General features: G+C 40.3%; 22 protein-coding genes. All 22 read left to right on the top strand.

Features of this window, described 5'->3' with window-relative positions:
• Positions 1–3: 3 nt before the first annotated feature.
• The 22 genes from hemC to FNLLGLLA_RS07495 all read left to right on the top strand — a co-directional run bounded on the left by hemC (position 4) and on the right by FNLLGLLA_RS07495 (position 24972).
• Positions 4–942, top strand: coding sequence for a hydroxymethylbilane synthase (hemC, locus tag FNLLGLLA_RS07600; RefSeq protein WP_156697427.1), 939 nt, complete (start codon positions 4–6; stop codon positions 940–942).
• Entirely contained in the window at positions 939–2447 is a 1509-nt protein-coding gene (cobA, locus tag FNLLGLLA_RS07595) for a uroporphyrinogen-III C-methyltransferase (protein WP_156697428.1), read from the top strand. Before hemC ends, cobA begins: the two co-directional genes overlap by 4 nt.
• A 9-nt stretch (positions 2448–2456) precedes the next feature.
• The gene (hemB, locus tag FNLLGLLA_RS07590; protein ID WP_156697429.1) at positions 2457–3431 is read left to right on the top strand and encodes a porphobilinogen synthase; all 975 of its coding nucleotides are present in this window, start codon (positions 2457–2459) and stop codon (positions 3429–3431) included.
• A 9-nt stretch (positions 3432–3440) separates the two neighbouring features.
• The gene (hemL, locus tag FNLLGLLA_RS07585; RefSeq protein WP_156697430.1) at positions 3441–4745 is read left to right on the top strand and encodes a glutamate-1-semialdehyde 2,1-aminomutase; all 1305 of its coding nucleotides are present in this window, start codon (positions 3441–3443) and stop codon (positions 4743–4745) included.
• Positions 4746–4791: 46 nt separating this feature from the next.
• Positions 4792–5253 (top strand): helix-turn-helix domain-containing protein, encoded by a 462-nt coding sequence (locus tag FNLLGLLA_RS07580; protein WP_156697431.1) that lies wholly within the window; start codon positions 4792–4794, stop codon positions 5251–5253.
• Positions 5254–5489: 236 nt separating this feature from the next.
• Positions 5490–5870, top strand: a complete 381-nt coding sequence (locus FNLLGLLA_RS07575; protein ID WP_004696894.1) for a hypothetical protein — start codon at positions 5490–5492, stop codon at positions 5868–5870.
• 45 nt (positions 5871–5915) lie between these two features.
• The gene (locus FNLLGLLA_RS07570; protein WP_156697432.1) at positions 5916–6803 is read left to right on the top strand and encodes an immunity protein YezG family protein; all 888 of its coding nucleotides are present in this window, start codon (positions 5916–5918) and stop codon (positions 6801–6803) included.
• 38 nt (positions 6804–6841) lie between these two features.
• A complete protein-coding gene (locus FNLLGLLA_RS07565; protein ID WP_156697433.1) occupies positions 6842–7714 on the top strand; it encodes a hypothetical protein in 873 nt (290 codons plus the stop codon).
• A 137-nt stretch (positions 7715–7851) separates the two neighbouring features.
• Positions 7852–8616 (top strand): DUF3969 family protein, encoded by a 765-nt coding sequence (locus tag FNLLGLLA_RS07560; RefSeq protein ID WP_039965274.1) that lies wholly within the window; start codon positions 7852–7854, stop codon positions 8614–8616.
• Between the two features lie 245 nt (positions 8617–8861).
• Positions 8862–9629 carry a M48 family metallopeptidase gene (locus tag FNLLGLLA_RS07555; protein WP_042975903.1) on the top strand — a complete coding sequence of 256 codons (768 nt, stop codon included), beginning with the start codon at positions 8862–8864 and terminating at the stop codon, positions 9627–9629.
• A gap of 12 nt (positions 9630–9641) precedes the next feature.
• A complete protein-coding gene (locus FNLLGLLA_RS07550) occupies positions 9642–13049 on the top strand; it encodes a DNA polymerase III subunit alpha (RefSeq protein WP_156697434.1) in 3408 nt (1135 codons plus the stop codon).
• A gap of 199 nt (positions 13050–13248) precedes the next feature.
• A complete protein-coding gene (pyk, locus tag FNLLGLLA_RS07545) occupies positions 13249–14997 on the top strand; it encodes a pyruvate kinase (protein ID WP_123138532.1) in 1749 nt (582 codons plus the stop codon).
• Positions 14998–15032: 35 nt separating this feature from the next.
• A complete protein-coding gene (locus FNLLGLLA_RS07540) occupies positions 15033–15776 on the top strand; it encodes a Bax inhibitor-1/YccA family protein (protein ID WP_101928435.1) in 744 nt (247 codons plus the stop codon).
• 13 nt (positions 15777–15789) lie between these two features.
• Positions 15790–16701 carry a LysR family transcriptional regulator gene (locus tag FNLLGLLA_RS07535; RefSeq protein ID WP_105086979.1) on the top strand — a complete coding sequence of 304 codons (912 nt, stop codon included), beginning with the start codon at positions 15790–15792 and terminating at the stop codon, positions 16699–16701.
• A 387-nt stretch (positions 16702–17088) separates the two neighbouring features.
• Positions 17089–18492 (top strand): DASS family sodium-coupled anion symporter, encoded by a 1404-nt coding sequence (locus FNLLGLLA_RS07530; RefSeq protein WP_012864718.1) that lies wholly within the window; start codon positions 17089–17091, stop codon positions 18490–18492.
• 123 nt (positions 18493–18615) lie between these two features.
• Positions 18616–18885: a citrate lyase acyl carrier protein gene (gene citD, locus FNLLGLLA_RS07525; RefSeq protein ID WP_004696923.1), complete on the top strand. Its 270-nt coding sequence runs from the start codon at positions 18616–18618 to the stop codon at positions 18883–18885.
• Positions 18885–19850, top strand: coding sequence for an HpcH/HpaI aldolase/citrate lyase family protein (locus tag FNLLGLLA_RS07520; RefSeq protein WP_004695279.1), 966 nt, complete (start codon positions 18885–18887; stop codon positions 19848–19850). The genes citD and FNLLGLLA_RS07520 overlap by 1 nt, the downstream gene beginning before the upstream one ends.
• Positions 19840–21387: a citrate lyase subunit alpha gene (gene citF / locus FNLLGLLA_RS07515; RefSeq protein ID WP_156697435.1), complete on the top strand. Its 1548-nt coding sequence runs from the start codon at positions 19840–19842 to the stop codon at positions 21385–21387. Before FNLLGLLA_RS07520 ends, citF begins: the two co-directional genes overlap by 11 nt.
• 249 nt (positions 21388–21636) lie before the next feature.
• Positions 21637–22140, top strand: coding sequence for a hypothetical protein (locus FNLLGLLA_RS07510; protein ID WP_156697436.1), 504 nt, complete (start codon positions 21637–21639; stop codon positions 22138–22140).
• A 16-nt stretch (positions 22141–22156) separates the two neighbouring features.
• The gene (locus tag FNLLGLLA_RS07505; protein WP_156697437.1) at positions 22157–23032 is read left to right on the top strand and encodes a DUF4261 domain-containing protein; all 876 of its coding nucleotides are present in this window, start codon (positions 22157–22159) and stop codon (positions 23030–23032) included.
• 28 nt (positions 23033–23060) lie between these two features.
• Entirely contained in the window at positions 23061–23417 is a 357-nt protein-coding gene (locus tag FNLLGLLA_RS07500; RefSeq protein WP_156697438.1) for a cupin domain-containing protein, read from the top strand.
• A 241-nt stretch (positions 23418–23658) separates the two neighbouring features.
• A complete protein-coding gene (locus FNLLGLLA_RS07495; RefSeq protein ID WP_120055971.1) occupies positions 23659–24972 on the top strand; it encodes an MFS transporter in 1314 nt (437 codons plus the stop codon).
• The last annotated feature ends 83 nt before the right edge of the window (positions 24973–25055 follow it).

The following is a 25055-nucleotide window of genomic DNA, read 5'->3' as shown; positions in this document are numbered from 1 at the left end:
GCCATGAGAGATCATATTCGAATCGGCACGCGAAAAAGTGCCCTTGCCCTGTGGCAGGCTGAACATATTAGTGCAGAATTACAGCGTCTGTACCCAAATATTACGGTAGAGCTAGTTCACTTTAATACAAAAGGTGACCGTATCTTAGAGAAACCACTGGCTCAAGTTGGTGGTAAAGGTTTATTTACTGCTGAATTAGAAGAGGCTATGCATGCAGGCAACATCGACATCGCCGTACATAGCTTAAAGGATATGCCTACAGAGTTGCCAGAAGGCCTTACTCTTGGTGCCATCTCCGCTCGTGAAGTGCCTTATGATGCACTAGTGAGTCCCGTGTATAAAACACTAGACAAATTGCCACAAGGCGCTCGCGTTGGCACTAGTAGTTTACGCCGGCAAGCACAGCTATTACATGTCCGACCTGACCTAAAGGTAGAGGTTATTCGCGGTAATGTGCAGACTCGTTTGAGCAAAATTGAAACGGAAAAGCTAGACGGTGTTATCTTGGCTCAAGCAGGCCTTAAGCGATTGGGGTTAGAAGACCAAATTACACAAGTCTTCAAGGCTGACGAAATGATTCCTGCCGTTGGACAAGGGGCACTCGCTATCGAGTGTCGTGCCGACGATACGGAGATGCTTGACATGTTGGATCCTATCAACGATGAAGCAACGCGTTATGCCGTTGAAGGGGAGCGCAGTTTCTTGCGTCAATTAAATGGTGGTTGTCAAGTGCCAATGGGCGTACATGGCACCATCAATAAAGGTCAATTGACTTTAAAGGCTATGATTGCATCCCTCGATGGAAAAACTGTGTACGAAGGGGAAATTTCTGGTCCTGCTAAAAAGGGCGAGATCCTTGGCAAAAATCTTGCAAAAGCCTTATACGAAGAAGGGGGCAAACATATTGTGGATGCTCTCATAGAGGAAGGAATCATAAAATGACAGGTATGGTATATCTAATCGGTGCAGGCCCTGGCGATGTTAAACTCATCACTGTAAAAGGCCGTGAATGCATCGAAAAAGCAGATGTAATTGTATATGATTATTTAGCGGATGCCCATCTGTTAGAATGGGCACGTCCAGATGCTGAACTGATTTACGCTGGTAAGCAATGTAAAGATCACACAATGCATCAATGGGAAATCAATGAGCTATTAGTCCAAAAAGGTAAAGAAGGTAAAATCGTAGCACGATTAAAAGGCGGTGATCCGCTCGTATTTGGTCGTGGTGGTGAAGAAGCGATGGCTCTTGGCGAAGCCGGTGTGCCATTTGAGTTCGTGCCAGGTGTAACATCGCCTATCGCAGCGCCTGCCTATGCAGGGATTCCTGTAACACAACGCGCTATGGCCACATCCTTTGCGGTGGTAACAGGTCATGAGGATCCTACAAAAGCAGTATCTGGCATCCATTGGGAAGGCCTTGCTACGGCGGTAGATACACTTTGCTTTGTAATGGGTGTTGGTAACTTGCCTGTCATTGCGGAAAAATTGATGGCTCATGGGCGAGCAGCCTCTACACCAGTAGCGCTTGTTCGGTGGGGAACAAAAACAGTACAAGAGGTATTAGTTTCTACCCTTGAACATGTCGTTGAAGATGTAGCAAAGGCTCAATTGAAAGCACCAGCTATCATCGTAGTAGGTGATGTTGTCAACCTTCGTGAAAAATTACAATGGTTCGATAATAAACCTTTATTCGGCAAAACTGTCGTAGTCACACGCGCTCGCTCCCAAGCAAGTGCATTCCGCGAAAAATTAGCGGCTCAAGGTGCTAATGTAGTGGAAGCAGCAGCAATTAAAACATCTCCATTGGAATTGTTTGAGGAAGATAAACGCATCATCAACAATACAAAAGAATACCAATGTATCGTATTCACATCTGGTGAAGGAGTTCGCTACTTCTTTGATGCTCTATATAAAGAAGGCAAAGATACACGTGCTTTAGGTAATTCTAAAGTGGCGGCTATCGGCTGTGCTACGGCTCGTGAACTCCAAAAATATGGCATCGTACCGGATATCATTCCTGTAGACTACAAGGCTGAATCTGCTGTAGAGGCTCTTGAAGAAGAACTCAATGCAGGGGATTCTGTACTGTTGATTCAACCAAAGGTAGCACGCGATGTGATTCCACGTTGCTTGCGTCACCGCGATATGAATGTAGATATCTTGCGTTTATACGAAACTACACAAGATACATCTCAACAAGAAGCATTAGTAACAGCGTTAACAGAAGGCAATGTAGATTATATTACCTTCACAAGCTCTTCTACGGTAACAAATACAATCCAATTATTGGGCGACAATGCACTAGAGCTATTAGGCAAAACTAAAGTGGCTTGCATCGGTCCAATTACGGCTGCTACGGCTATGAGTGCAGGTCTTAAACCGGCTATCATCAGCGATGTATATACAACAGATGGCTTAGTAAACGCTATTGTAAAAGACATTTAGGAGGATTACATGTACGATTTAACATACCGTCCTCGCCGCTTGCGTATCAATCCAGAAATGCGTGATTTGGTACGCGAAACGACACTCGACGTAACTGATTTGATTTATCCATTATTTATCGTGCCTGGTGAAGGTATTAAAAAAGAAATCGACACATTGCCAGGTCAATATCACTTGTCTGTTGACGAGGCTGTGAAAGTAGCTCAAGAGACTTATGATCTTGGTGTGCGTGGTGTAGAAATCTTTGGTATTCCTACATATAAAGATGAGCAAGGTTCCTCTGCTTGGGATATGTCCCAACCAGTACAACAAGCCATCAAAGCCATCCGCGAAGCCGTGCCAAATCTCTTGGTTATTTCTGACGTATGCTTGTGCCAATATACCTCTACCGGTCACTGTGGCATGATCGATGACCATGAAATATTGAACGACGAAACATTACCATTGCTTTGTAAAGTTGCGGTAAGCCAAGCAGAAGCTGGTGCACATATGGTGGCTCCATCCGATATGATGGACGGCCGTGTAGGTGCTATTCGTGAAGCCCTTGATGCGGCAGGCTATACCAATGTATCTATTATGAGCTATGCGGCAAAATACGCATCTGCTTACTATGGTCCGTTCCGCGGTGCTGTTAATTCTGCGCCAAAATTTGGTGACCGTAAATCTTATCAAATGGATCCAGCCAATCGCTTGGAAGCTTTCAGAGAAATTGAACTCGACATCGCTGAAGGTGCGGATATTATCATGATTAAACCGGCATTATCCTATTTGGACATTGTTCGTGAAACACGCGACCGCTATGAATTGCCGGTTGCGGTATACAATGTATCTGGTGAGTATGCGATGGTCAAATCCGCCGCAGCGGCTGGTCTTATCGACGAAGAACGCCTCGTTATGGAAACAATGCTTTCCATGAAGCGTGCTGGTGCTAAAATCATCATTACGTACCATGCCTTAGATATTGCTAAATGGTTACAACAATAAGGAGGAACTATGTTCCAACTCGGTAAATCTGAAAAGGCCTTTAACGAGGCTAAACGTTATATGCCTGGCGGCGTAAATAGTCCTGTTCGTTCCTATCGCAGCGTAGGATCCAACCCTCCGTTTATCAGCAGTGCCAGTGGTAGCCGTATTTATGACATCGATAATAACGAATACATCGACTATGTATTGAGCTGGGGTCCTATGATCTTGGGCCATGCGAACCCAGAGGTTATCGCGAGCCTACAAGAGGCTATTCCTCGCGGTACTAGCTATGGTGCGCCTACATTACTAGAAACAGAATTGGCTAAAAAGATACAAGCCTTCATGCCATCCATGGAGGTTATCCGCCTCGTAAACTCTGGTACAGAGGCTACCATGAGTGCCTTGCGCGTTGCTCGTGGCTATACTGGTCGCGATCGCATCGTGAAATTTGTGGGCTGTTACCATGGTCATAGCGATGCTCTCTTGGTAAAAGCTGGCTCTGGCCTTGCTACCTTTGGCGTGCCGGATAGCCCTGGCGTTCCTCAAGGCGTAGCAGAGAATACCATAACATTGCCGTACAATGATTCTGAAGCGGTTCGTAAATTATTCGACGAGATCGGCGATACTATTGCGGCGATCATAGTTGAACCTGTAGCTGGTAACATGGGCTGCGTACCTCCAGCACCAGGTTTCCTCGAAACCTTGCGCGAAGTGACTAAGGCTCACGGCGCTGTGTTGATCTTTGACGAAGTTATGTGTGGCTTCCGCGCTAGCAGTGGGGGTGCCCAAAAGCGTTACAAGATTAAACCGGACCTTACATGCCTTGGTAAAATCGTTGGCGGTGGCATGCCACTTGCTGTGTTTGGTGGCTCTCGCGAGATTATGAACCAAATTGCTCCAGCTGGTCCTATCTACCAAGCTGGTACATTGAGTGGTAACCCAATTGCCGTTACCTCTGGTTTGGCAACGCTTTCCATTCTGCAACGTGATCCAACGGTATTTAAACAAGTAGAAGATACGACGATTGCCCTTTGCGAAGGCTTTGAAAGATTGGCGGCACAATACAATGTGCCTGTTGTAGTACAGCGTGTAGGCTCTATGTTCACCATCTTCTTCACTGATAAACCAGTTAAGAACTTTGATGATGCAGCAGCTTGCAACGAAGAACAATTCAAAATGTTCTTCCACCATAACTTGAGCCATGGTATTTACTATGCGCCAAGCCCTTATGAAAGTAATTTCGTATCTATCTGTCATAAGAGCAGTGAAGTAGAACGCACATTAGCCGTTGCTGATGAAGCTTTCAAAAAAATCAGTGATACATTATTATAAAAGTATATAGTTTGTAGTTGTTTATGTATCGATACAGGTGATGAACATGCAGTTTTACAAGAACTTAAAGCGTGCTCGCGTGCGCATGGGCAAAAGCCAAATCGAAGTAGCAAAGGCCGTAGGTATCAGTAATGCGGCACTTTCAAATTACGAAACAGGGTATCGCGAACCAGATTTAGATACACTCTGTGCCCTGTCTCGCTATTATGGATTGACCTTGGATGAGCTGTTGGATGTAAATGGAGAACAACACGAGCCTATCTATGATCTCAGTCCTGTACTTAAAAACAAATACATCGCCTATAAAGGGGAAGTATTTGAGTTAAAAGACTCACAAAAACGTGCGCTCTTGCGTGAGCTAGATAATTTATTTACTAAATTTGAGAAATCAAAAGTAGAAGATAAAGGTAGCAAGCCAAAGACGTACAAACATGGGAACCCACATATCAATCGAGCGGGCCTAGCTAGCAGCGCTGGTAGCTTAGCGGCACGACGAAATATAAAGTAGTTTAATATACTAACATTGTAGATTGAGTGAGACATGTTTATTTGAACAATTTAATTAACTTAATTATAAAAAGTACCATCTATTTGGGGAGCTAAACGACACATAAGTCGTCCCTTGATAGATGGTACTTTTTTTGCCGCAACATAACAAAATATTCGTTGGTGGTATACGCTAGTTTAACATATAATTGAATATAGAAGTGGAATAAATATTTACTAGTCTTATAGGAGAAAGTTATGATAGTAGTATTTGCAGGATTTTTAGCATTTTTATTTTGTCTGTATTTCATTAAAAATCCATACTTCACATTACAGCATATTAAAATTAAACGCTCAAAATCTTTGTTAATTACAGAGTTGTTTTTAGGTGTGATAATTTTTTTATATATTATTTTTGCAGGATATTCTAGACTAGTACGGTTTTTAATAGAATTGACATCTGTAATTCTGTTTTTATTAGAAATGTGGTTAAGAGTTCCTGCTATTGAATTGGATTGTAGTTTATCACCTGACGTGAAAGTAATGCTCATTAAAAAAGCTAAAAAAGATTTTTATTCTATATTGCCAATATTTTTTATAGCAACATGTATGTTTGTATTTAATTTCATCAAGATTTAAATAGATTTAATTTAATTGGAAAAGTGAAAATTAATAGGAGTACATATGAATATATACATTAATAAAATAAGAGATATATTAGTTGATTTAATGCCCAAGCATTGGTATAAAATTTATTTGTATTTTGAATGTTCTGAGTTAGGATCAACATCAGGTTGTTATTATATAAAAACGCCAGGTGGATCTATTATTCAATATGGTGAATTTATATATAATTTTTCTGATGAAAATAGCGAACGAATGAAACAGGGGATGTATGATATTTTAACGAATGTTAGATTATTACACGAAGCATCGATTGAGAAGTGGACTTGGGGAACAATGTATATTTCACGCGATGATTATGAGCCCCATTGTGAATTTCATAATGATCCTGTAACTGACGATTGCTGGCTCCAAAATAGATATAAGTGGGTATATAAAAACTTTGGTGTTTTGGAAAATGAAGATGAATTTGATCCGAATGTATATAAAGAAATGCTAAAAGGTCCACGAGGTGTTTTATTATTGGAAGATATGGAGTCTCGTGTATTAGCAAAAAATTATACTGCCATTGATAAGGCGTTTAAGTTAAAGCATAAAAGCTTAGAATCAGAACTTGAAAAACATTATAATAAAGTGGCCAAAAGTATATACAAGTTAACGCCTCTAAATTGGCATCGTGCTAAATTACACTTTGATATGAATGTTAATAATCCCTTTGTAGAGCTTTGGGTTTATAAAACTGAGGATGATTCATATATTACAAAGTATGTAGAAAATAATGATGAAGAGCCGGCTATTATTTCGGAAGTTATGTATGATTTAAAAAATGAAATTTTAGCGATGATTGAGACTTTTAAATTCTATAATCAAAACCCATTCTCTGGTTTAGTATATACATTAACCTTTAATGGTGAGGTATCTTTAGAACTAACTTATGGGGATAAATGATTTTAAGTTTGTTGATGAAATTGATTGGATGAGCTTCCATGCGGATAGGAAAAAACTCAAAAAAATGGCTTGAGAGAATACTTCTTTCTTGTTTAATAGTAGTAGGTATTATTTTTGGCGGTTGGCTTTTCTTTGCTACAAACTTTATGCACCCATTTATCCACTATTTGGATCTGAGGGGAGGTATAATATATTACAAAGAGCCAACTAATATAATTGTTTCTAATGTTCTTGGTTTTGATGAAGTACGAGGGAAAATATATTATATAACTACAAATGGTATTGGTGTATATAATGAATTAAATAACGAACATGTATTTATATTACATAAAGAGCCATCTAATGAAATCAGAATAAATGACATTACTAATGTATATCCAGAATTTAGTCGTTTTTCTGATTCGGAACAGGAAGTTTGGAAAAGCAAATTTTATGCTGATTTTAGGCAAAGAATTCCTATAGAGGAGGGAAGTATCATTAGATTTCCATTCTTTTTTTCTTACGAAACCCGTGGAATTTATAATTTAGCTACAGGATCTAAATTATCGAAAATTGATACGTATAAAATTTCTAATAATATATTCTATAATGTTGATTTTGGAAGCATTACTAAGATAGATTTAGAAACTGGTATAGTATGGAAGTACTATTCTAATAACTTATTAAATTATAATTTTATTAATGAAATGGTTTCTAGTAAATCAAAAGAGTTTAGTATTAATGAATTAATCAAAGAACGAAATCATGATAAACAATTGAAAGATAAAATTATAGCTATAGATCATTATAGTCAATTTAGTAAAGAGGATAAGGAGGTTATAGAAGAATTATTTGTTAAGTTAGTCACTGCACGAGATAATATGAGCTTAAAACCAGAACATAAAATGAGGTTAGAAAACTATTTAGAGTGATTAACTTTTCAATGTATTCATACTTAGTTGGGGAGGCTGGCTAAAGAATATATATTATTTATTACTATAAATAAAAAGGGTTAATGATAAACCAGTAAATCAAAAGCTAAAATAATATAGTGGGTAGAGGTATAAATATGATCTATTTTAAAAATAAAAAAAGTTTAGATACATTTTTAATGGTCTTTATATTGGGCGCTGTTAAGGCATATAGACGAAATTATATTGATTTGACCATTCTAGAATATTACATATTTAGTATGTTAATTCGATTAATGTGTAGAAAAGCACATCTGTCCGATAAATTGTTAAATATTATTGGAGATGGGATGAGTTTAGAGGATGTTGATGAGTGGATGGCTCGTAGGATTCCTATACCACCATTAAATGATATGTTAGATGATATTGAATGCAGTAGTTGGATTGCTTTAATAGAACGGGAGTTAGAGGGTAATACTTTATCTGAAGCGTTAAAGATTTCTACACATGATGAAAAGAAGTTCGGTATCTATTTCTTTACCGATTATGTAGAGGAGATATTTTGGGCGTTGTTTTTGTTAGGATTGTATGAAGTCTTACAAAAACCTGAATTCATTTCTGAATCAATCTTAAGTTGTATTAAACAGACCTATTTGTCTGAAATATATACGTGTGAACGTATTCAGAATGAAGATTTTCAAGCATGTATTTCCAATTTACAGGAGATAGTTGATACTAATATATCCGGGCAATTAAGTAAAGAATTAATTACTATGAAAGCAAAATTAGCATCATTACAGGTATTATTACCATTTTATGATGTGAGTTTTGATAAGTTAAAAACAGACATTGATTTAAAAGCTACTAGAGGGATGTTCTGGCAAATTAAAGTTTTAGGGAAGTTTATAGACTTGGGATTATAGATTCTAAAAGATTATTAAGTTGGTTCTATACTTATGATTACTTTTAATTTTGGGATTAACCTTTATTAACTTCTATCCTTAAATAATATTTAGTGTTAAATGTTATAAGCTTATTTTAATGACATCTATACCTTTCATAAGGGACTGGTATAGGTGTCATTTTTATATTGAAAACTAATAAAAATCAGTATTGATTAAAATCTAAGTAGTTCTATTAAAATTACCAGAATTCTACGTTTTCATGAGTGTTTTATGATAAAATAAAAGGTATGAATACTTCAACAACTAGGTCTATTACCTATAATGGCGACAGAATTGAATATGAGTTAACCATCAAGCGTGTGAAGAACATGAACATGCGCATTACAAAGGATGGTGTGATCCATGTGTCGGCGAATGGGTATGTGCCGGATTATAGGGTGGACAAGTTTGTCATCGAGAATATGTCCTTCATTGAGCGGGCTCGTTACAAGATTGATGCATTGAATGCCAAGCGCGTCGATGCGTTGCAGTATGTGAATGGTGAAAGTTTATCCATCCTCGGCATTCCAGTTACGTTGCGCTTAGTTGAGCAGGATGGAAAGCCTCACATAGGCTTTGACGGGAAAGCCATTCTTACCATGGTTGTACCTCAGGGTACGACCTTTGAAGCAAAGCATAAATTAATGCAGAGTTACTGGCGTAATTTAGGGGAGAAGGTCTTTGTCCACTGGGCAAAGGTCGTGTATCAGCGCTTTCACAAGCAAGGTATTGATGTGCCTATGCCAATCATAAAACAGCAGCGAATGAAGAGTCGTTGGGGTTCTTGTACGCCTGCAAAGCAGCTCGTCAAGATGAACACCCGTTTGTTAGAGGGACCACAGGCGTATATTGAGTACGTTATGGTTCATGAGTTTGCTCATTTTAAATATTTAGACCATTCCAAGAACTTTCACAATCTCGTGGCACAGTTTTTGCCAGATTGGAAGGCTCGTAAGAAGTCATTGAACGTGTATTTTGCTCATCGCCCTTAAAGGAGGTGTACCATGCAGCCATTTGTACATTTACATAGTCATACAGAGTTTAGTTTGCTAGACGGCATAAGTCGTTTGCCTGACATGGTACGTCGTGCGAAGGAGTTAAATCAGCCCGCCCTTGCCATCACGGACCATGGCAATATGTACGCAGCCATTTATTTCTATAAAGAGTGTATAGCCCAAGGCGTTAAGCCTATCATCGGTTGTGAAGTATATGTAACGGAAAACAACCGATTTGATCGTCCCGAAGGTCGCAGCCGTGAAAGATTAAAACATCTCATCCTATTGGCGGAGACTATGGAAGGGTATCGTAATCTTGTTAAAATCGTGTCTAAAGCATCTACGGAAGGTATGTTATATCGTCCTCGTGCAGACCGAGATTTATTGCGCCAATACAGCAAAGGGATTATTGCCCTTAGTGCGTGTATTCAAGGAGAAATTCCTCAGTATATTTTGCAAGACAATATGGAAGGCGCCAAGCGTTCCATCGAATGGCATATCGAGACGTACGGCAAGGATAATTTTTTCTTAGAAATTCAAAATCATGGTTTGCCAGAGGAGGCAAAGGCTCAAGAGGAACTCATTAAGCTCAGCAAGGAATATGGTCTTGGCATTGTAGCGTCTAATGACTTCCACTATGTCTTAAAAGAGGATGCAGACGCTCAGGATATTAAGGTTTGTATTTCTACAGGCCGCCGCCGTGCCGAAGTGGACCGCTTAAAGTTCCCTAATGATGAGTTCTATTTGAAATCCGGGGATGAGATGGCGCAGTTGTTCTCTCATATTCCTGGGGCCATTGAAAACACATTAAAAATTGCAGAGCGCTGTAACGTAGAATTCAACTTCGACGAACATCACTTGCCTCACTTTGATGTGCCCGAAGGGGAAACGTCTAAAACGTATTTACGTAAGGTTTGTGAACGAGAAATTCCACGCCTTTATGGTGAAACGTCTGAAGAGTTACAAAAGCGTCTCGACTACGAGTTAGATGTTATCGGTACGATGGGGTTTGAGGATTACTTCCTCATCGTGTGGGATTATGTGCGGTATGCCCGTGAGCACGATATCTTAGTAGGACCAGGCCGTGGTTCTGCGGCAGGTTCTGTAGTAGCGTACCTTTTAGGTATTACAGGTCTTGATCCATTAAAATACGATTTGCTTTTTGAACGGTTCTTAAATCCAGAGCGGGTAAGCATGCCTGATATCGATATTGACTTCTGCTATGAAAAACGTGGTCAAGCCATTGAATATGTGACGAGAAAATACGGTCAAGCTCGCGTATCTCAGATTATTACCTTTGGTACAGAGGCAGCTCGTGCCGTTATTCGTGACGTAGGTCGCGTGCTCGACTTACCTCTGGCTGAAGTGAACCGCATCGCTAAGATGATTCCCAACGAACTGGGGATTACCTTAGATAAGGCTCTACAAGGAAAAGAGTTAAAAGCTTTATACGAAACCGATCCAAATGTAAAAGAGTTATTCGACTTTGGTAAAAAGCTAGAAGGGATAGCGCGAAATTCGTCCACGCACGCGGCGGGCGTCGTAATTTCTGCAGATCCTCTCGATGACCATGTACCTGTACAAAATGCCAACGATGAAGGCTTTGTAACGCAGTATGATAAGGATAATATCGAGGAATTGGGCCTCCTAAAAATGGACTTCTTGGGCCTCCGTACTTTGACGGTTATGGGGGATGCTTTAAAACTCATCAAGGCGAACCGTGGTATTGACCTAGACTTAGACGCCATTCCGCTCGATGATGCGGCGGCTTGTGAGCTTCTCACCAAGGGTGACACATCTGGTGTATTCCAACTTGAGTCGGAAGGTATCACTAAGCTCGTTATGGACCTTAAGCCTGAGCATTTTGAAGACTTAATTCCATTGGTAGCCTTGTATCGTCCAGGCCCATTAGGCTCTGGGATGGTGGCGGACTTTATCGACCGCCGTCATGATAAAAAAGAGGTTACTTATTTACATCCTATTTTGGAACCTATCTTGAAAGATACCTTTGGTGTAATCTTATACCAAGAACAGGTTATGCAGATTGCGTCCGCCATGGGGGGCTTCTCCCTTGGTCAAGCGGATTTGATGCGCCGTGCCATGGGTAAGAAAAAGGAATCTGTTCTAAAGGCGCAACGGGAGTCCTTTATTCAAGGCTCCGTAGCAAACGGTATTACTGAATCCGTTGCGAATGAAGTATTCGACTTGCTCGTATACTTCGCTGGCTACGGCTTTAATAAATCACATAGTGCGGCTTATGCGTATATCGCGTACCAGACAGCGTACTTGAAAGCGCACTATTTCCCGGAATTTATGGCGGCTACCATGACGAGCTTCATGCAGAATATGCAAAAGTTAACGTATTACATTAACTCTTGCAAGAAGCATAACGTTAAGGTTCTAGGTCCAGATATTAACTATTCTGAACGCAGTTTTGCCGTACAAGACGACGCCATTCGCTTTGGCCTTGGCGGTATTAAGAACGTAGGGGACAATGCTATTGATCGCTTGATTCGCGAGCGCAATGAGCATGGTCTGTATACGGATATCGTGGACTTCTGCAAACGGGTGGATAATAGGGTTGTTAATAAACGACTTCTTGAAAGTCTCATTCGCTGCGGCGCCATGGATGGCTTCAAGGAAAATCGTAACCAATTGTTGCACATGTATGAAAGCGCACAAGCCGTTGGTGCTAAAGAGCAAAAAGATGCTGCTATGGGTACCATGAACCTCTTTGGCGATATGGAAGAATCTGTCGATTTCATCCCTGTTCCCAATGTGGAGGATTTATCGGAAGACGATAAGTTAAAGGATGAAAAAGAATATACCGGCTTTTACATTACGGGGCATCCATTGCAAGGATATGCGAAAGAATTGGAAGGTCTCTTTGAACTGGGTGCTCTCGTAGAAAATCCAGAGCAATACGATGGCCAAACCATTACCTTTGGTGGCCTCATCGAAAATAAATCGGATCGCATGACAAAGCGCAATGAGGTTATGTCCATTCTTCGCATCGAAGATTATTCTGGTGCGGCTAATGTAGTGGCATTCCCTAAGGTCTTTAGTCAAAGTCAGCAATTCCTTGCGGTCGATATGATTGTTAAGGTAAAAGGCCGGGTTGATGCGGATGAAAAGGGTGTGCAAATCATTGCAGACCGTATTACGCCATTAAAGGTAAACTATGGGCAGGCAAAACAGGTGGCAATCCACATTTATAGCCAATATGATACACCAGAAAATAGCGAAGCCTTAAAACGCGTATTGACTAGCACCGCTGGCTCTGTGCCAACGTCGTTATATTTACACCGTCAACGAAAACGCATTAATTTACCACCAAATATGTGCTTTGACCCTAGTGATGAATCTATCAGGGCTATTGAATCTATTCTAGGCGAGGGCTCCGTAGAGGTACAGTAAACATATAATGTTAACACAAGTATGTGCGACATATAATGAGCATATATAGGTGTAACATGTAATAAGCATATACTTGATACATAAGTATATAAATGGTGTAGAGAAACATATGTTGCGTGAGGTATAGATAGCTTTCACCAACATTGATATAATAAGAAATGAAAGATCCAATCTTGGAGGTGCTTTCATAGGAGGAAAGATGAAACGTACAAAGATCGTATGTACTGTAGGTCCGGGAACGGATAAATTTGGTATCTTAGAAGATATGATGCGGGCGGGCATGAACGTAGCTCGTTTTAACTTCTCCCACGGATCCCATGAAGAGCAAGCAGAACGCATGCAAATGGTGCGCGATGCGGCGATGATTGTGAATAAACCAATCGCATTAATGCTCGATACAAAAGGTCCAGAGGTACGTCTTGGTCTATTTAAAGAGGGCAAGGTATTTCTCGAAGCCGGTCAACAATTTACGTTGACTACAGATGATGTGGAAGGTACAAAAGAGCTTAGCTCCGTGAACTACAAAGGTCTTACAGGCGATGTGTCCGTAGGGGATAAAGTCCTCTTGGCTGATGGGCTTGTAACACTTGTTATCGATGCTATCGAAGGTAATAATATCGTTACAACTGTTCAAAACAGCGGGGAAATCGGTAACCGCAAGCGTGTAGCCGTACCAGGTATAGCACTAAGCTTGCCACCCGTATCTGAACAGGATGAAGCAGACTTGCGCTTTGGTTGTCAACAAGGGGTAGACTTTGTGGCCGCATCCTTCATGCAACGCGGCAAAGACATTGTGGCTATTCGTCGCATTCTTGAGTCTGAGAAAAAAGACATAAAGATTATCGCGAAAATTGAAAATGCAGAAGGCGTTAAAAATATCGATGAAATCTTGGAAGTTGCGGATGGACTCATGGTTGCTCGTGGCGATCTCGGTGTAGAAATTCCTGCAGAAGAGGTGCCAGTACTTCAAAAGATGATGATTGAAAAATGTAATGACTTGGGGAAACCCGTTATTACGGCGACACAAATGCTCGAGTCTATGATTCAAAACCCACGTCCTACACGTGCGGAAGCAAGTGACGTAGCCAACGCCATTTTGGATGGTACTGATGCGATTATGTTGTCTGGCGAAACAGCCAATGGTTCCTATCCTGTAGAAGCTGTTGCAACCATGACTCGCATTGCAGAGGTAACGGAGAAGGCTGCAATTTATGATAGCTATAGCCGCGCTCGTGAGGATGAAGAAATGACTACCACAAGCGCCGTATGTTTGGCTAGCGTGCGCGTAGCTCAAAACCTCGGGGCCACAGCTATTTTGACATGTACTGAATCTGGTCACACCGCACTTAGTGTGGCTCGTCATCGTCCAGATTGTAAAATTATCGCTGTTACACCTCATGAGGAAACTATCCGTCGCATGCAATTATGCTGGGGTGTAGAGGCTATCAAGGGACATGAAATCATCAACTCCGATGAAATGGTTAAACAAGCTATTACCGGTGCTCTTGGCACTGGCGCCATCGAGTCTGGTGACCTCGTAGTTGTTACCGCTGGGGTACCATCTGGTGCAACAGGTACGACCAATATGATTCGCGTTCATATTGCAGGTCGAGTGCTCCTGTCTGGTAATGGTATTTTACGCAAATCCGTTACAGGTAATGTGTACATTGCGGCTAATCATAAGGGCAATTATGAAAGCTTCAAAGATGGCGATATCCTAGTGGTAGGTACAATGGAGCCTGAATTGATGGCCATTGCTAAACGTGCTGGCGGTATCATCGCAGTGGAAGATGGTTATACATCGGACAGTGCTATCGCGGGCATTACGTATGGTATTCCTGTTATCTTAGGCGCTAAAAATGCCCACGAAGTGCTCCTCGAAGGTCAAGAAGTGACTATCGATGGCGAACGTGGTAAGGTGTTTGCGGGCATTGCAAATGCTCGATAATCTCTATGAGTGATAATTAAATAAGGAGGGATAGTATGAATCCATATAATGTAACAGGACCTACTGCAGCTGAGGTTGCACAGGTTGAAAGTATCGTATCCCAACGATTAAAAGGCTCTTTCTTGTGGATGGTTGTAGGCTTACTTACAACTATTGGTGTTGGCTTTGCTGCATTAGTGAATCCAAATTGGTTACGCTTTGCGTACCAAAATTTTAATATTATCTTATTAGTAGAGCTAGGTGTGGTATTCCTTTTTAGTGCTCGTGCATATTCTGCTAATGTAATGACGTTACGAGGTATGTTCTTCCTCTATAGTGCTTTGAATGGTCTCACATTGACTTTGGTATCGTTGCGATACAATGTGTTTGATGTTGTTATTCCGGCGTTAATAGGTACGCTTGCTTTCTTCGTTGGCTTTGCCGTGGTAGGGGCTATAACTAAACGTAATTTATCATCCCTTACACCATATGTGATGGCGGCATTGTTCGGCATGATCATCGTATCCTTGGTGATGATGGGGGCCCGCTTCTTTAACTGGACTGTACTCAGTGGCTTTAGTGATACTGTTAGTTTAGTTCTAGGTTATGTAGGTGTTGTAGTATTCTCTATCTTTACAGCTATCGATGTGAACCGCATTAAAAATAATGTGACACAAGTGGCGCTCATGGAGGATGAAACAATTTTAGACCGCATTGAAATCACTGGTGCTTTGAGCCTTTATTTAGATTTCATTAACTTATTCTTATCCTTATTACGCATCTTTGGTAATAAGCGATAACAAAGGAGTTTATATGGACGATAGAGAATGGCAAACCTTTGTTACTGTTGTGGATGAAGGCAATATTACAAGGGCTGCTGAAAAATTATTTTTATCGCAACCAGCGTTGAGCTATCGGTTGCGCCATATGGAAAAAGCCTTGAGCCATTCTCTGTTGTTGCGGACTGCTGAAGGGATTGCCCTCACGGCACAAGGCGAAATTTTCTATGATTACTGCAAGCGAATGATGCAAGAACAAGAGGCCTTGGAGAATGCTATGAATTCCGCTTCTGGCAAGATTCAAGGGACATTGAAAATCGCGTCATCTATTAACTTTGCAGACTATGAATTACCAGCCTTATTGAGATCTTTCCGAGAACAATATCCAGATGTTCACATTCAAGTGAAGACTGCTTTCAGCCATCAAGTGGTAAAGATGTTTAATACGGGTGACTGTATGGTTGCCTTTGCTCGTGGTGGTTATGATGTGTCTGGCAAGTCTGAATTGTTACTAGCAGAACCATATTGTTTAGTATATAAAGAATTAGTGCCACCTGAATCCTTGGTAAAAGTACCATTCATTAAATATCAAACAGATGCATCGGTGGCAAATATTATCGAAACTTGGTGTGCAGAACATTTTGATGAGCCTCCAAGTGTGGCGATGGATGTAAACTCTATGAGTACTTGTCGCCATTTTGTTCGTGCTGGCCTTGGTTGGTCTATCTTGACCTATATGGGACTTGGATCCTGTAAGGATAAAGATATCTATGTGAGTCCATTGCGTAGCAAAGATGGTGAATACATCACCCGTGATACGAATATGGTGTACACAAAAGATGCGGAAAATCTGGTTGTAGTAAAAACATTTATCGAATATGTTCGTAATTACTACAAAGAACATACCGTAGTGGATGACAGTATATTTAGAGAATATAAAGCATAGGATGCATTATAATAGAGTATATCTATGAGATTTTCTAACTGTTCATCCATGCTGTTTTAGTATTGGACTTTTTCGATATAATAACTCATAATATAGATTAAGATTAATATAGTACCATGTAAGTGCATGTATATCCTTTTGAGGAGGTATACATGCATTTTTTTCATTTGGGACTATAATTCTATGCTTAAAATGCATAAAAAGTATGATTAGTAGATATAAAAGTTTTTATAACCCCTATAAAGGTAATCTATTTTTCATATTACTTTTAAACATTTATAATGAGGGTAGACTTAATCAATGTAATCGACGTCGCGAGCGGTTATGTTGTTAAAGACTAGATGATTTTATGTATGCCTAAGTTAGTTAAGAAAGGGAAAGACACACATGAAAGACAAATTATGGCGCATTGGCCTTATGGTTGCCATCGTCGCATTTATGTGGTTCGGTGGCACACCTGAAGGCCTCAAACCAGAAGTATGGAAATTATTTGGTATTTATTTAGCTACTATCGTGGGCTTGGTATTAAAACCATTCCCAGTTCCTATTACAGTATTATTAGGTGTTGCTACATCTTCTGTTTTATTGAACAATACAAAAGACGTATTGGTTGGTTACAGTAATACAGCATTGTGGTTGATCTTCGCAGCCTTCGCTTTATCCGTTGCATTCGGTAAAACTGGCCTTGGTCACCGCATTGCGTACTACTTGGTTCGCGCTTTTGGTAGTACAACACTTCGTCTTGGTTATGTAACTGCATTCCTTGATATGATCTTATCTCCTGCAACACCATCCAACACAGCTCGTGCGGCAGGTATCGTATATCCAATCAACTTGTCCATCGCTGAAGCAGTTGGTTCTTACCCAGGTGAGACTGCTAAAAAAGCAGGTGCTTACCTCTTACAGAATGGTTACTTTGCAACTAAAGTAACATCCTTCTTCTTTGCGACAGCAATGGCGCCAAACTTATTGGCTTTAGACTTCATTACTAAATTGACTGGTGTAACTTTAAACTGGGCTCAATGGGCATTAGCTATGTTCGTACCTGGTTTCATCATGTTAATGCTTATCCCACTTATTGGCTACATGTATGAACGTCCAAGTGTAAAAGACATCGACAACAAGAAAATTGCTGCTGACGGTTTGGCGGAATTAGGACCTATGAAAGCGTCCGAAAAAGGTCTTATCGCTATCGCACTTCTTGCAATCGTAGGCTGGATTCTTCCTACTTTTGATGTTACTCTTAATGCAACAGCAGTTGCTATCGTAGCAATGCTTGCTACATTCGTATTTGGTATTATTACTTGGGATGATTTGCTCAAAACTAAAGCTGCTTGGAACACATTGATTTGGTTTGGTGGTATCTTGGGCTTATCCTCTGCATTGACTAAAGGTAAATTCTTCGAATGGTTGGCTAAATACTTAGAAACTCACATGAACTTCGGTTTAGATCCATTCATGATGCTTATCCTTATCTCCATTGTTTCCGTTGCAGTTCGTTACTTCTTCGCATCTGGTACTGCATACATCTCCGCGATGCTTCCAGTATTCTTGATTTTAGGTGTTAACGCAGGCGTGGATCCTACATTACTTGCTTTCATCTTGATCGGCACAAACTCCTATGGTGGTTCCGTAACTCACTACGGTGCTGCTCCTGGTCCAATCATCTTCTCCGCTGGTTACAACAACGTAAAAGATTGGTGGACAGTTGGTTTGATTTCCGCTTTAGTATGTTTAGTATTGAACTACGTAATCGGTATCCCTTGGTGGAAAATCACTGGTTTCATGTAATATGAAGCTTTCACTATGGAGTGTTAGAATTTAATTGTTAGTATTCAATGTCTGTACTGGGCTCTCGCGACGAGCCTGTACAGACTTGAACTTTATATATGTTTCACAACGAAAGGATGCAACATGGCACAATTAGTAAAAGCTGCGCAAGCTGGCTTCGACGAAAAAAATGATGCATTAGTAACGGTTGAACCGATTGCTAGCGGTATCGAAATTGAATTAACATCCAAAGTTATCCGCCAATACGGCGACCAAATTAAATCCGTTATCTTGAACACAGTGAAAGAAGCTGGTTATGATGGCGTAAAAGTAATCGTACAAGATAAAAATGCTTGGGATTACACAATTAAAGCTCGCGTATTAGGTGCATTGGAAAGGGGGAGCAAAGCATAATGGCTAACGATAAAACATTCCCAGAAGTTAAAACTAACCCATTAACAGAGGCTGCTAAAAAACGCTTGTCTCGTTCCATGATGTTCGTACCGGGTAATACACCTAAAATGATTAACAGTGCAGATATTCACGGTGCTGACTCCATCATGATCGATATCGAAGATTCCGTGCCAATTACAGAAAAAGACACAGCTCGTCTTTTAACTGCAGAAGCATTGAAATCCCGTAAATTCCGTGCAGAAACAGTTGTTCGTATCAACCATCCTACACAAACTCCTTATGGCTATGACGATCTTGATGTTATCGTTCCAGCTAAACCTGATATGATTCGTTTACCTAAAACTGAAGATGTTTCTGAAGTTGAAATCGTAGCGAAGAAGATTGAAGAAGTGGAAAAAGCTAACGGTTGGCCGGAAGGTACAATCAACATTATCGTGGCTATTGAATCCGTCCGCGGCTTATATAATGTTCGTGAAATCTGCCATGGTCCTCGCGTAGTTGCTATCGCTCTTGGCGCTGAAGACTATCGTGCAGACCTTCGCACAGGTAAACATAAACCAGCTGTTGAATTGTTGTTCGCTCGTCAAACAATCCTTCATGCGGCGCGTGAAGCAGGTATCCGCGTAATCGATACTGTATTCTCCGACGTGAAAGACCCACAAGGCTTCCGCGAAGAAGTTGAATTCATTAAAGCTTTGGGCTATGATGGCAAATCTTGTATCCACCCAAGCCAAATCAAAATTATCCACGAAGTATTCACTCCTGACGAAAAAGAAATCGCTCATTCCGTTAAGGTATTGAACAGTTATGCAGATGCATTGCGCAACAATAAAGGCGTAATCTCCGTAGATGGTAAAATGATCGATGGTCCTATCGTAGTTCGTGCACAACGCGTAGTTGATAAAGCACGTGCAGCAGGCATTAAAGTTGAATTAGAGGAAGGAGCAGAATACGATGTTAAATAAAGTAGGTCGCGATATCCCAACAAATATCCCAGCACTAGAAGGTCGCGAAGTATATCAAGGTGAATTCGCCATTGAACCTAAAGTTCATCGTGCAGGTAAACCTGTACACATGAGCCATGTTGGCACTAATAAAGTACTTGCTTCCATCGATGAAGCAATCGAAAAAGCTGGCGTAAAAGATGGCATGACTTTGTCCTTCCATCATCACTTGCGCAATGGCGACTATGTAATGAAAATGGTTATGGAACGCGTACAAGCAAAAGGTATCAAAGATATTACTATCGCGTCTTCCTCCTTGTCCCCATGCCATGAATTCTTGGTAGAAATGATTCAAGACGGCACTGTAACAGCTATTGAAACATCTGGCTTGCGCGATCGTCTTGGTAAATTCTTGACACAAAACCCAGGCGTATTGAAACGCCCTGTAGTGATTCGTTCTCATGGTGGTCGTGCTCGTGCTATCGAATCTGGCGAAGTTCATATCGACGTAGCTTTTATGGGTGCTCCTACAGCTGATCCACGCGGTAATGCTACTGGTCGTATGGGTAAATCCGCATGTGGTGCACTTGGCTATGCTAAAGTTGACTCCCACTATGCAGACACAACTGTTATCATCACTGATAACTTGGTTGATTATGTACACAACTATGCAATTCCTCAAACTGATGTAGATTATGTTGTTGAGGTTGAAAGCATTGGTGATCCAGAAGGTATCGCTTCTGGTGCGGTAGGTTTCACTAAAAACCCTATCCAAATTAAAATTGCTGAACTAGCTGGTGAATTCCTTGACCAAGCTGGCATTATCAAAGACGGTTTCGTATTCCAATTGGGCGCTGGTGGTGCTCCATTGACTGTAGCGAAATTCATCGCTGAAAAACTTCGTAAACGCGGTGAAGTAGGTGGTTTCGCTATTGGTGGCGCTACTGGTATCTTGACTGGTATGCTTGAAGAAGGCTTGATTCGTGCTATTTACGATACTCAAACATTCGATACTACTGCAGCTGCATCTTTGGATAAAAACCCTGCACACATCGAGATGTCCGCTTCCATGTACGCTAACCCATGGACTGACTGCACTACAAACTACCTAGACGTAGTATTCCTTGGTGCTACTGAAATCGACCTTGATTTCAACGTAAACGTAATGACTGACTCTAACGGTGTATTGATGGGCGCTTCTGGCGGTCACTCCGATACAGCAGCAGGTGCTAAATGTACAGTTATTACTTGTCCATTGATCCGTGGCCGGTTGCCAATGATCCGTGACAAAGTTGCAACTGTAATTACACCAGGCTCCTCCGTTGACGTTCTCGTTACTGAATACGGTATCGCCATCAACCCAGCTCGTACTGATTTGATTGAACGCTTCAAAGATAGCAACTTGCCTATCTACACAATTGAAGAATTACAACAATTAGCATTTGACTTAGTAGGTAAACCAGTAGACATTCCTGTGTCTGACAAAGACGAAGACATCGTGGCAATCGTAGAATACCGCGATGGTTCTATCCTTGACGTGGTTCGTAAACCTCTATAATTGACTAGGGCTTGGAGTCCGGTAGAGTCCGTTTGGATTCCGCTGTCAACTCACGATCCCATGCTAGTAAGTTAATACAAAGACCCGCTATATGAGTCCGAGGACCATGGAGCGGGTCTTTTTGAATTTATGCGTTGTTTTATTATTAAATTTAAAGATAGAAATAAAGTCTAATGTGGCAAATATGGTACATGATTATAGTTATACTTTTACTATAAGAAGATTGGAGATCTTTGGGAGGTAGTTTTTATGTATCGTTGTATTTCCAATTTAGAGATTGATCTAGATGGGTTAGGTGTGTTTTATGGTGAAATAGATGAATATGAAATGCTAAATATGTACCAAATAATATCAGCTTGGTTACAGGATGATTTAGATGGGCCTAATCCAGAAAACACGGTGTTCGGTGTATCAGAGTATGCCTCAGAATGGATGTTAGTATTGCCTGGGGATATCTCTTATCGGAATTTATTTGATATGGGGAGTTGTAAGGTCGGTAATCGTTATGAAAGTATTGATTATTTATATGCAAAATTTCTACAAACATTAGAGAATAGTAAACAGCTTGAACCTGAATATGAATCCCTATGTTTAAATCATATAAACGTGATGTCACAGTATATAGAAATTACTCTAACCTGTAGTCAAAATATAGACTTTATATTATTTATAAAACGGTGGTTACGTAATTGTAGTACTTATAAACATCTGATATACTATAAGGTAAAGGATGCATTTTATCTTACGCTTTAACTATAGGAGAGAGCATATGAGCCAAGTTTTTAAACAAGATTTAACAGATACTTCAGTCCGACCAGGTGGTATCTTTTTCGTTGAGTTATTAATGCCGAAGCAGTGTGATATGCCTGACCGGGATACAATGATAGAGATATTCACGAAGCATCTAGGTCCTGTTGATTGTTTTGATCACCGCCGTGAGTCTGCTAGTTTCGCCCCTCAGAATTATAAGGTCCATTACGAGGATACTGATGCAGATATTTCACCGACATTAATGGTGACTGATTGCGAAAAAATTGATAAGCCTGTATTAGATGATTTTGAACGTAGTCAGGTGTGGGATTGTCCTAATGTGGATGAGTTGTTAGCAGAGTGCCAATACAGGGTGTTTGCTACGGATATGTTAGCCTCTGGTTTAGAGGCCAAAGAACGTGCAGATATGCTTGTAAAATATGTAGATGCATTGCTAGAATTATATCCGTCTTGTAAAGCCGTTGTATTTGGACCGTCTCATAAGTTTTTAAGTCGTGAATCGATAGAAAATCATTCAGATAAAGCAGTAACTCGGTTTATTTATTATGCTGTAAATGTGCGCTATTTTAGCATTCAAGGTACCGAAGACATGATAGTTGATTCTCTAGGTATGAGTACCTTATTTTTGCCTGATGTTCAGTATCACTTTCACGGTATGAATCCTGATGAGGTAGTGAATCATGCATATAGTGTGTTGTATTATATTTTTGAGCACGACAATCCTATCGGTGATGGGGAAACGATTGCCGGCTTAGAAAATGGAGATATGAGTCCAGACATCCAATGGAAGGTTCAATACGAGGATTCTTTAATCCAGCCCGTTCGAGAGGTTCTAGACATTAATATGGGTGAATACGCATCTGGAACTCGGTAGTTGTTAATCAATGAAAGGTGTGAGCATTATGAGTGATCAACGTGTTTTTGATATGGAACTTGTGAAAGTTGAAAGTTTGGAGAACGCTGTTAAGACGCCATTTTATCAAACTGATTCCACAGGTGGTTCAGTATGGGTTATTAAACCTGGTCAAATCTTACCAAAACATTATCATCATCACTCTGATGATATATGGGTTATATTGCAAGGCAAGGGTGTATTTTATCCAACGCCTAATACAGAGGTGCCTTTTACAAAGGGGCAAGTTATAGTATCTAAAAAGGGTGAATGTCATGGTGCAAAAAATACTGGAACGGAAGATATTGTCTTTGTGAGTATCGTTGCTCCAGTGCCTGCTGATTATGATCCTGTTAAGACTAATTAATATGAAAGCACTTTATAGTATTTTCTTCTCTTGTGATAGAGATATATTCATACTATAAAGTGCTTTTTTATTTTATACAGTCATTTCTAGCGAATATACCTTTTCTATTTTATATGTCATTATTTTGGTTTTACTATTCCTATTTGTTATTTCTATACTCTATAAAATTCCATTGACAGAGGACGTTTGTTCTTTTAAGATGGTAAAGTATGTAATATTTTAATAAGTAGAAAGGAATTATATGAACTCATCTACACTAGAGCCTCAAAGTGGGGATATCAATTTCAGAGATTTTACGAAACGTCGTATGCTTCACGTAGTCTTACCATTGTTTATTGTTTCTATTATTGCCTTCCTGGATCGCGTTAACATTGCTTATGCAGGCTTGACTATGAAGGAGAATTTACCATGGTTGACGCCAGAAGTATTTGGTATGGGGGCAGGCATTTTCTTTATTGGTTATGTTTTGTTTGAAGTGCCTGCATCTTTAATTGCAGCTCGTTGTAATGCTATGCATTGGGTGGCGCGTATCATGTTTAGTTGGGGGCTCGTATGTATTCTTATGACGACGATGACCACTGAGTTGGAATTTTATGTTTATCGATTTTTACTTGGTCTATGTGAGGCTTCTTTATATCCTGTAATTTATTCATTACTCATTCCAAATTGGTTCTTGCCAAAGGAGCGAGCGAAGGCAATCTCCTTGATGTTGACATCTTTATTGTTCTCTAACATCATTGGTGGGCCATTGGCAGGTATTTTATTGGATACAACGTTCTTTGGTCTACATGGTTGGCGTACACTCTTTATCGTTGAAGCTATTCCTGCTGTGATCTTTGCGTTCATTTTCGCATTCTGGATGAAAGAGCGTCCTGAACATGCATCTTGGGTAACTGATGTAGAAAAGGTATATATTAAAGCCGAGCTTGAAAAAGAAGAACAACAAAAGCAAGCCGCAAAGAAATATACTATTTGGCAAGCGTTAAAAGACCCAAAAGTATTGCGTTTAGCGTTAATCTATTTCTTGTGGGTTATTGGTTTCTGGGGCTTTAGTTTTTGGATGCCTCAAGTTCTTAAAAGCTTATCTGGATGGCCACCAAGCGTGGTAGCGTGGTCTATTGCTATTCCAATGACAGCAGCCTTACTTGTACAAATATACTGTGGTTACTCTTCTGAAAAGCGCAATGAAAAACGTTGGCACGTTGCTACTACATTGTTCATTGGTACTATTGGTTTCTTAGCAACACCACACAGTCCATCTCCAGAAGTTAGCTTATTCTTTATATGCTTAACTGCAGTAGGTGTTTACGGTGGTATGGGTGTATGGTGGACCATGCCAACAACCTTCTTATCTGGCGCTGCTGCAGCGGGGGCGATGGGACTCATTAACTCTTCAGGTAATATGGGGGGCTGGGTAGGTCCTTATATGCTTGGATTCATCAATGGTCACACTGGTAGCTTTGCTTATGGTTACTATGTAATGGGGGCTTGTATGTTCCTTGCTGGTCTATTAATTTTGACACTTCCAAAATCTATGGAACATAAAGAGGATTAAGTAGAGCTATATTATAGATAACTAGATTATAGACAACTTAATAGGAAAATATTTAACGAATGCTTCAATGGTGTGATTTTGGA

The organism is Veillonella parvula, from assembly GCF_902810435.1.
Taxonomy (GTDB): domain Bacteria; phylum Bacillota; class Negativicutes; order Veillonellales; family Veillonellaceae; genus Veillonella.
The sequence above is the reverse complement of the archived record's forward strand: the minus strand, read 5'-3'. Positions and strand labels throughout refer to the sequence as shown.

What these genes read in the sequence shown, in the direction of transcription:
- hemC (WP_156697427.1), top strand. Translation starts at nt 4, where the DNA reads ATGAGAGATCATATTCGAATCGGCACGCGAAAAAGTGCCCTTGCCCTG.
- cobA (WP_156697428.1), top strand. Translation starts at nt 939, where the DNA reads ATGACAGGTATGGTATATCTAATCGGTGCAGGCCCTGGCGATGTTAAA.
- hemB (WP_156697429.1), top strand. Translation starts at nt 2,457, where the DNA reads ATGTACGATTTAACATACCGTCCTCGCCGCTTGCGTATCAATCCAGAA.
- hemL (WP_156697430.1), top strand. Translation starts at nt 3,441, where the DNA reads ATGTTCCAACTCGGTAAATCTGAAAAGGCCTTTAACGAGGCTAAACGT.
- FNLLGLLA_RS07580 (WP_156697431.1), top strand. Translation starts at nt 4,792, where the DNA reads ATGCAGTTTTACAAGAACTTAAAGCGTGCTCGCGTGCGCATGGGCAAA.
- FNLLGLLA_RS07575 (WP_004696894.1), top strand. Translation starts at nt 5,490, where the DNA reads ATGATAGTAGTATTTGCAGGATTTTTAGCATTTTTATTTTGTCTGTAT.
- FNLLGLLA_RS07570 (WP_156697432.1), top strand. Translation starts at nt 5,916, where the DNA reads ATGAATATATACATTAATAAAATAAGAGATATATTAGTTGATTTAATG.
- FNLLGLLA_RS07565 (WP_156697433.1), top strand. Translation starts at nt 6,842, where the DNA reads ATGCGGATAGGAAAAAACTCAAAAAAATGGCTTGAGAGAATACTTCTT.
- FNLLGLLA_RS07560 (WP_039965274.1), top strand. Translation starts at nt 7,852, where the DNA reads ATGATCTATTTTAAAAATAAAAAAAGTTTAGATACATTTTTAATGGTC.
- FNLLGLLA_RS07550 (WP_156697434.1), top strand. Translation starts at nt 9,642, where the DNA reads ATGCAGCCATTTGTACATTTACATAGTCATACAGAGTTTAGTTTGCTA.
- pyk (WP_123138532.1), top strand. Translation starts at nt 13,249, where the DNA reads ATGAAACGTACAAAGATCGTATGTACTGTAGGTCCGGGAACGGATAAA.
- FNLLGLLA_RS07540 (WP_101928435.1), top strand. Translation starts at nt 15,033, where the DNA reads ATGAATCCATATAATGTAACAGGACCTACTGCAGCTGAGGTTGCACAG.
- FNLLGLLA_RS07535 (WP_105086979.1), top strand. Translation starts at nt 15,790, where the DNA reads ATGGACGATAGAGAATGGCAAACCTTTGTTACTGTTGTGGATGAAGGC.
- FNLLGLLA_RS07530 (WP_012864718.1), top strand. Translation starts at nt 17,089, where the DNA reads ATGAAAGACAAATTATGGCGCATTGGCCTTATGGTTGCCATCGTCGCA.
- citD (WP_004696923.1), top strand. Translation starts at nt 18,616, where the DNA reads ATGGCACAATTAGTAAAAGCTGCGCAAGCTGGCTTCGACGAAAAAAAT.
- FNLLGLLA_RS07520 (WP_004695279.1), top strand. Translation starts at nt 18,885, where the DNA reads ATGGCTAACGATAAAACATTCCCAGAAGTTAAAACTAACCCATTAACA.
- citF (WP_156697435.1), top strand. Translation starts at nt 19,840, where the DNA reads ATGTTAAATAAAGTAGGTCGCGATATCCCAACAAATATCCCAGCACTA.
- FNLLGLLA_RS07510 (WP_156697436.1), top strand. Translation starts at nt 21,637, where the DNA reads ATGTATCGTTGTATTTCCAATTTAGAGATTGATCTAGATGGGTTAGGT.
- FNLLGLLA_RS07505 (WP_156697437.1), top strand. Translation starts at nt 22,157, where the DNA reads ATGAGCCAAGTTTTTAAACAAGATTTAACAGATACTTCAGTCCGACCA.
- FNLLGLLA_RS07500 (WP_156697438.1), top strand. Translation starts at nt 23,061, where the DNA reads ATGAGTGATCAACGTGTTTTTGATATGGAACTTGTGAAAGTTGAAAGT.
- FNLLGLLA_RS07495 (WP_120055971.1), top strand. Translation starts at nt 23,659, where the DNA reads ATGAACTCATCTACACTAGAGCCTCAAAGTGGGGATATCAATTTCAGA.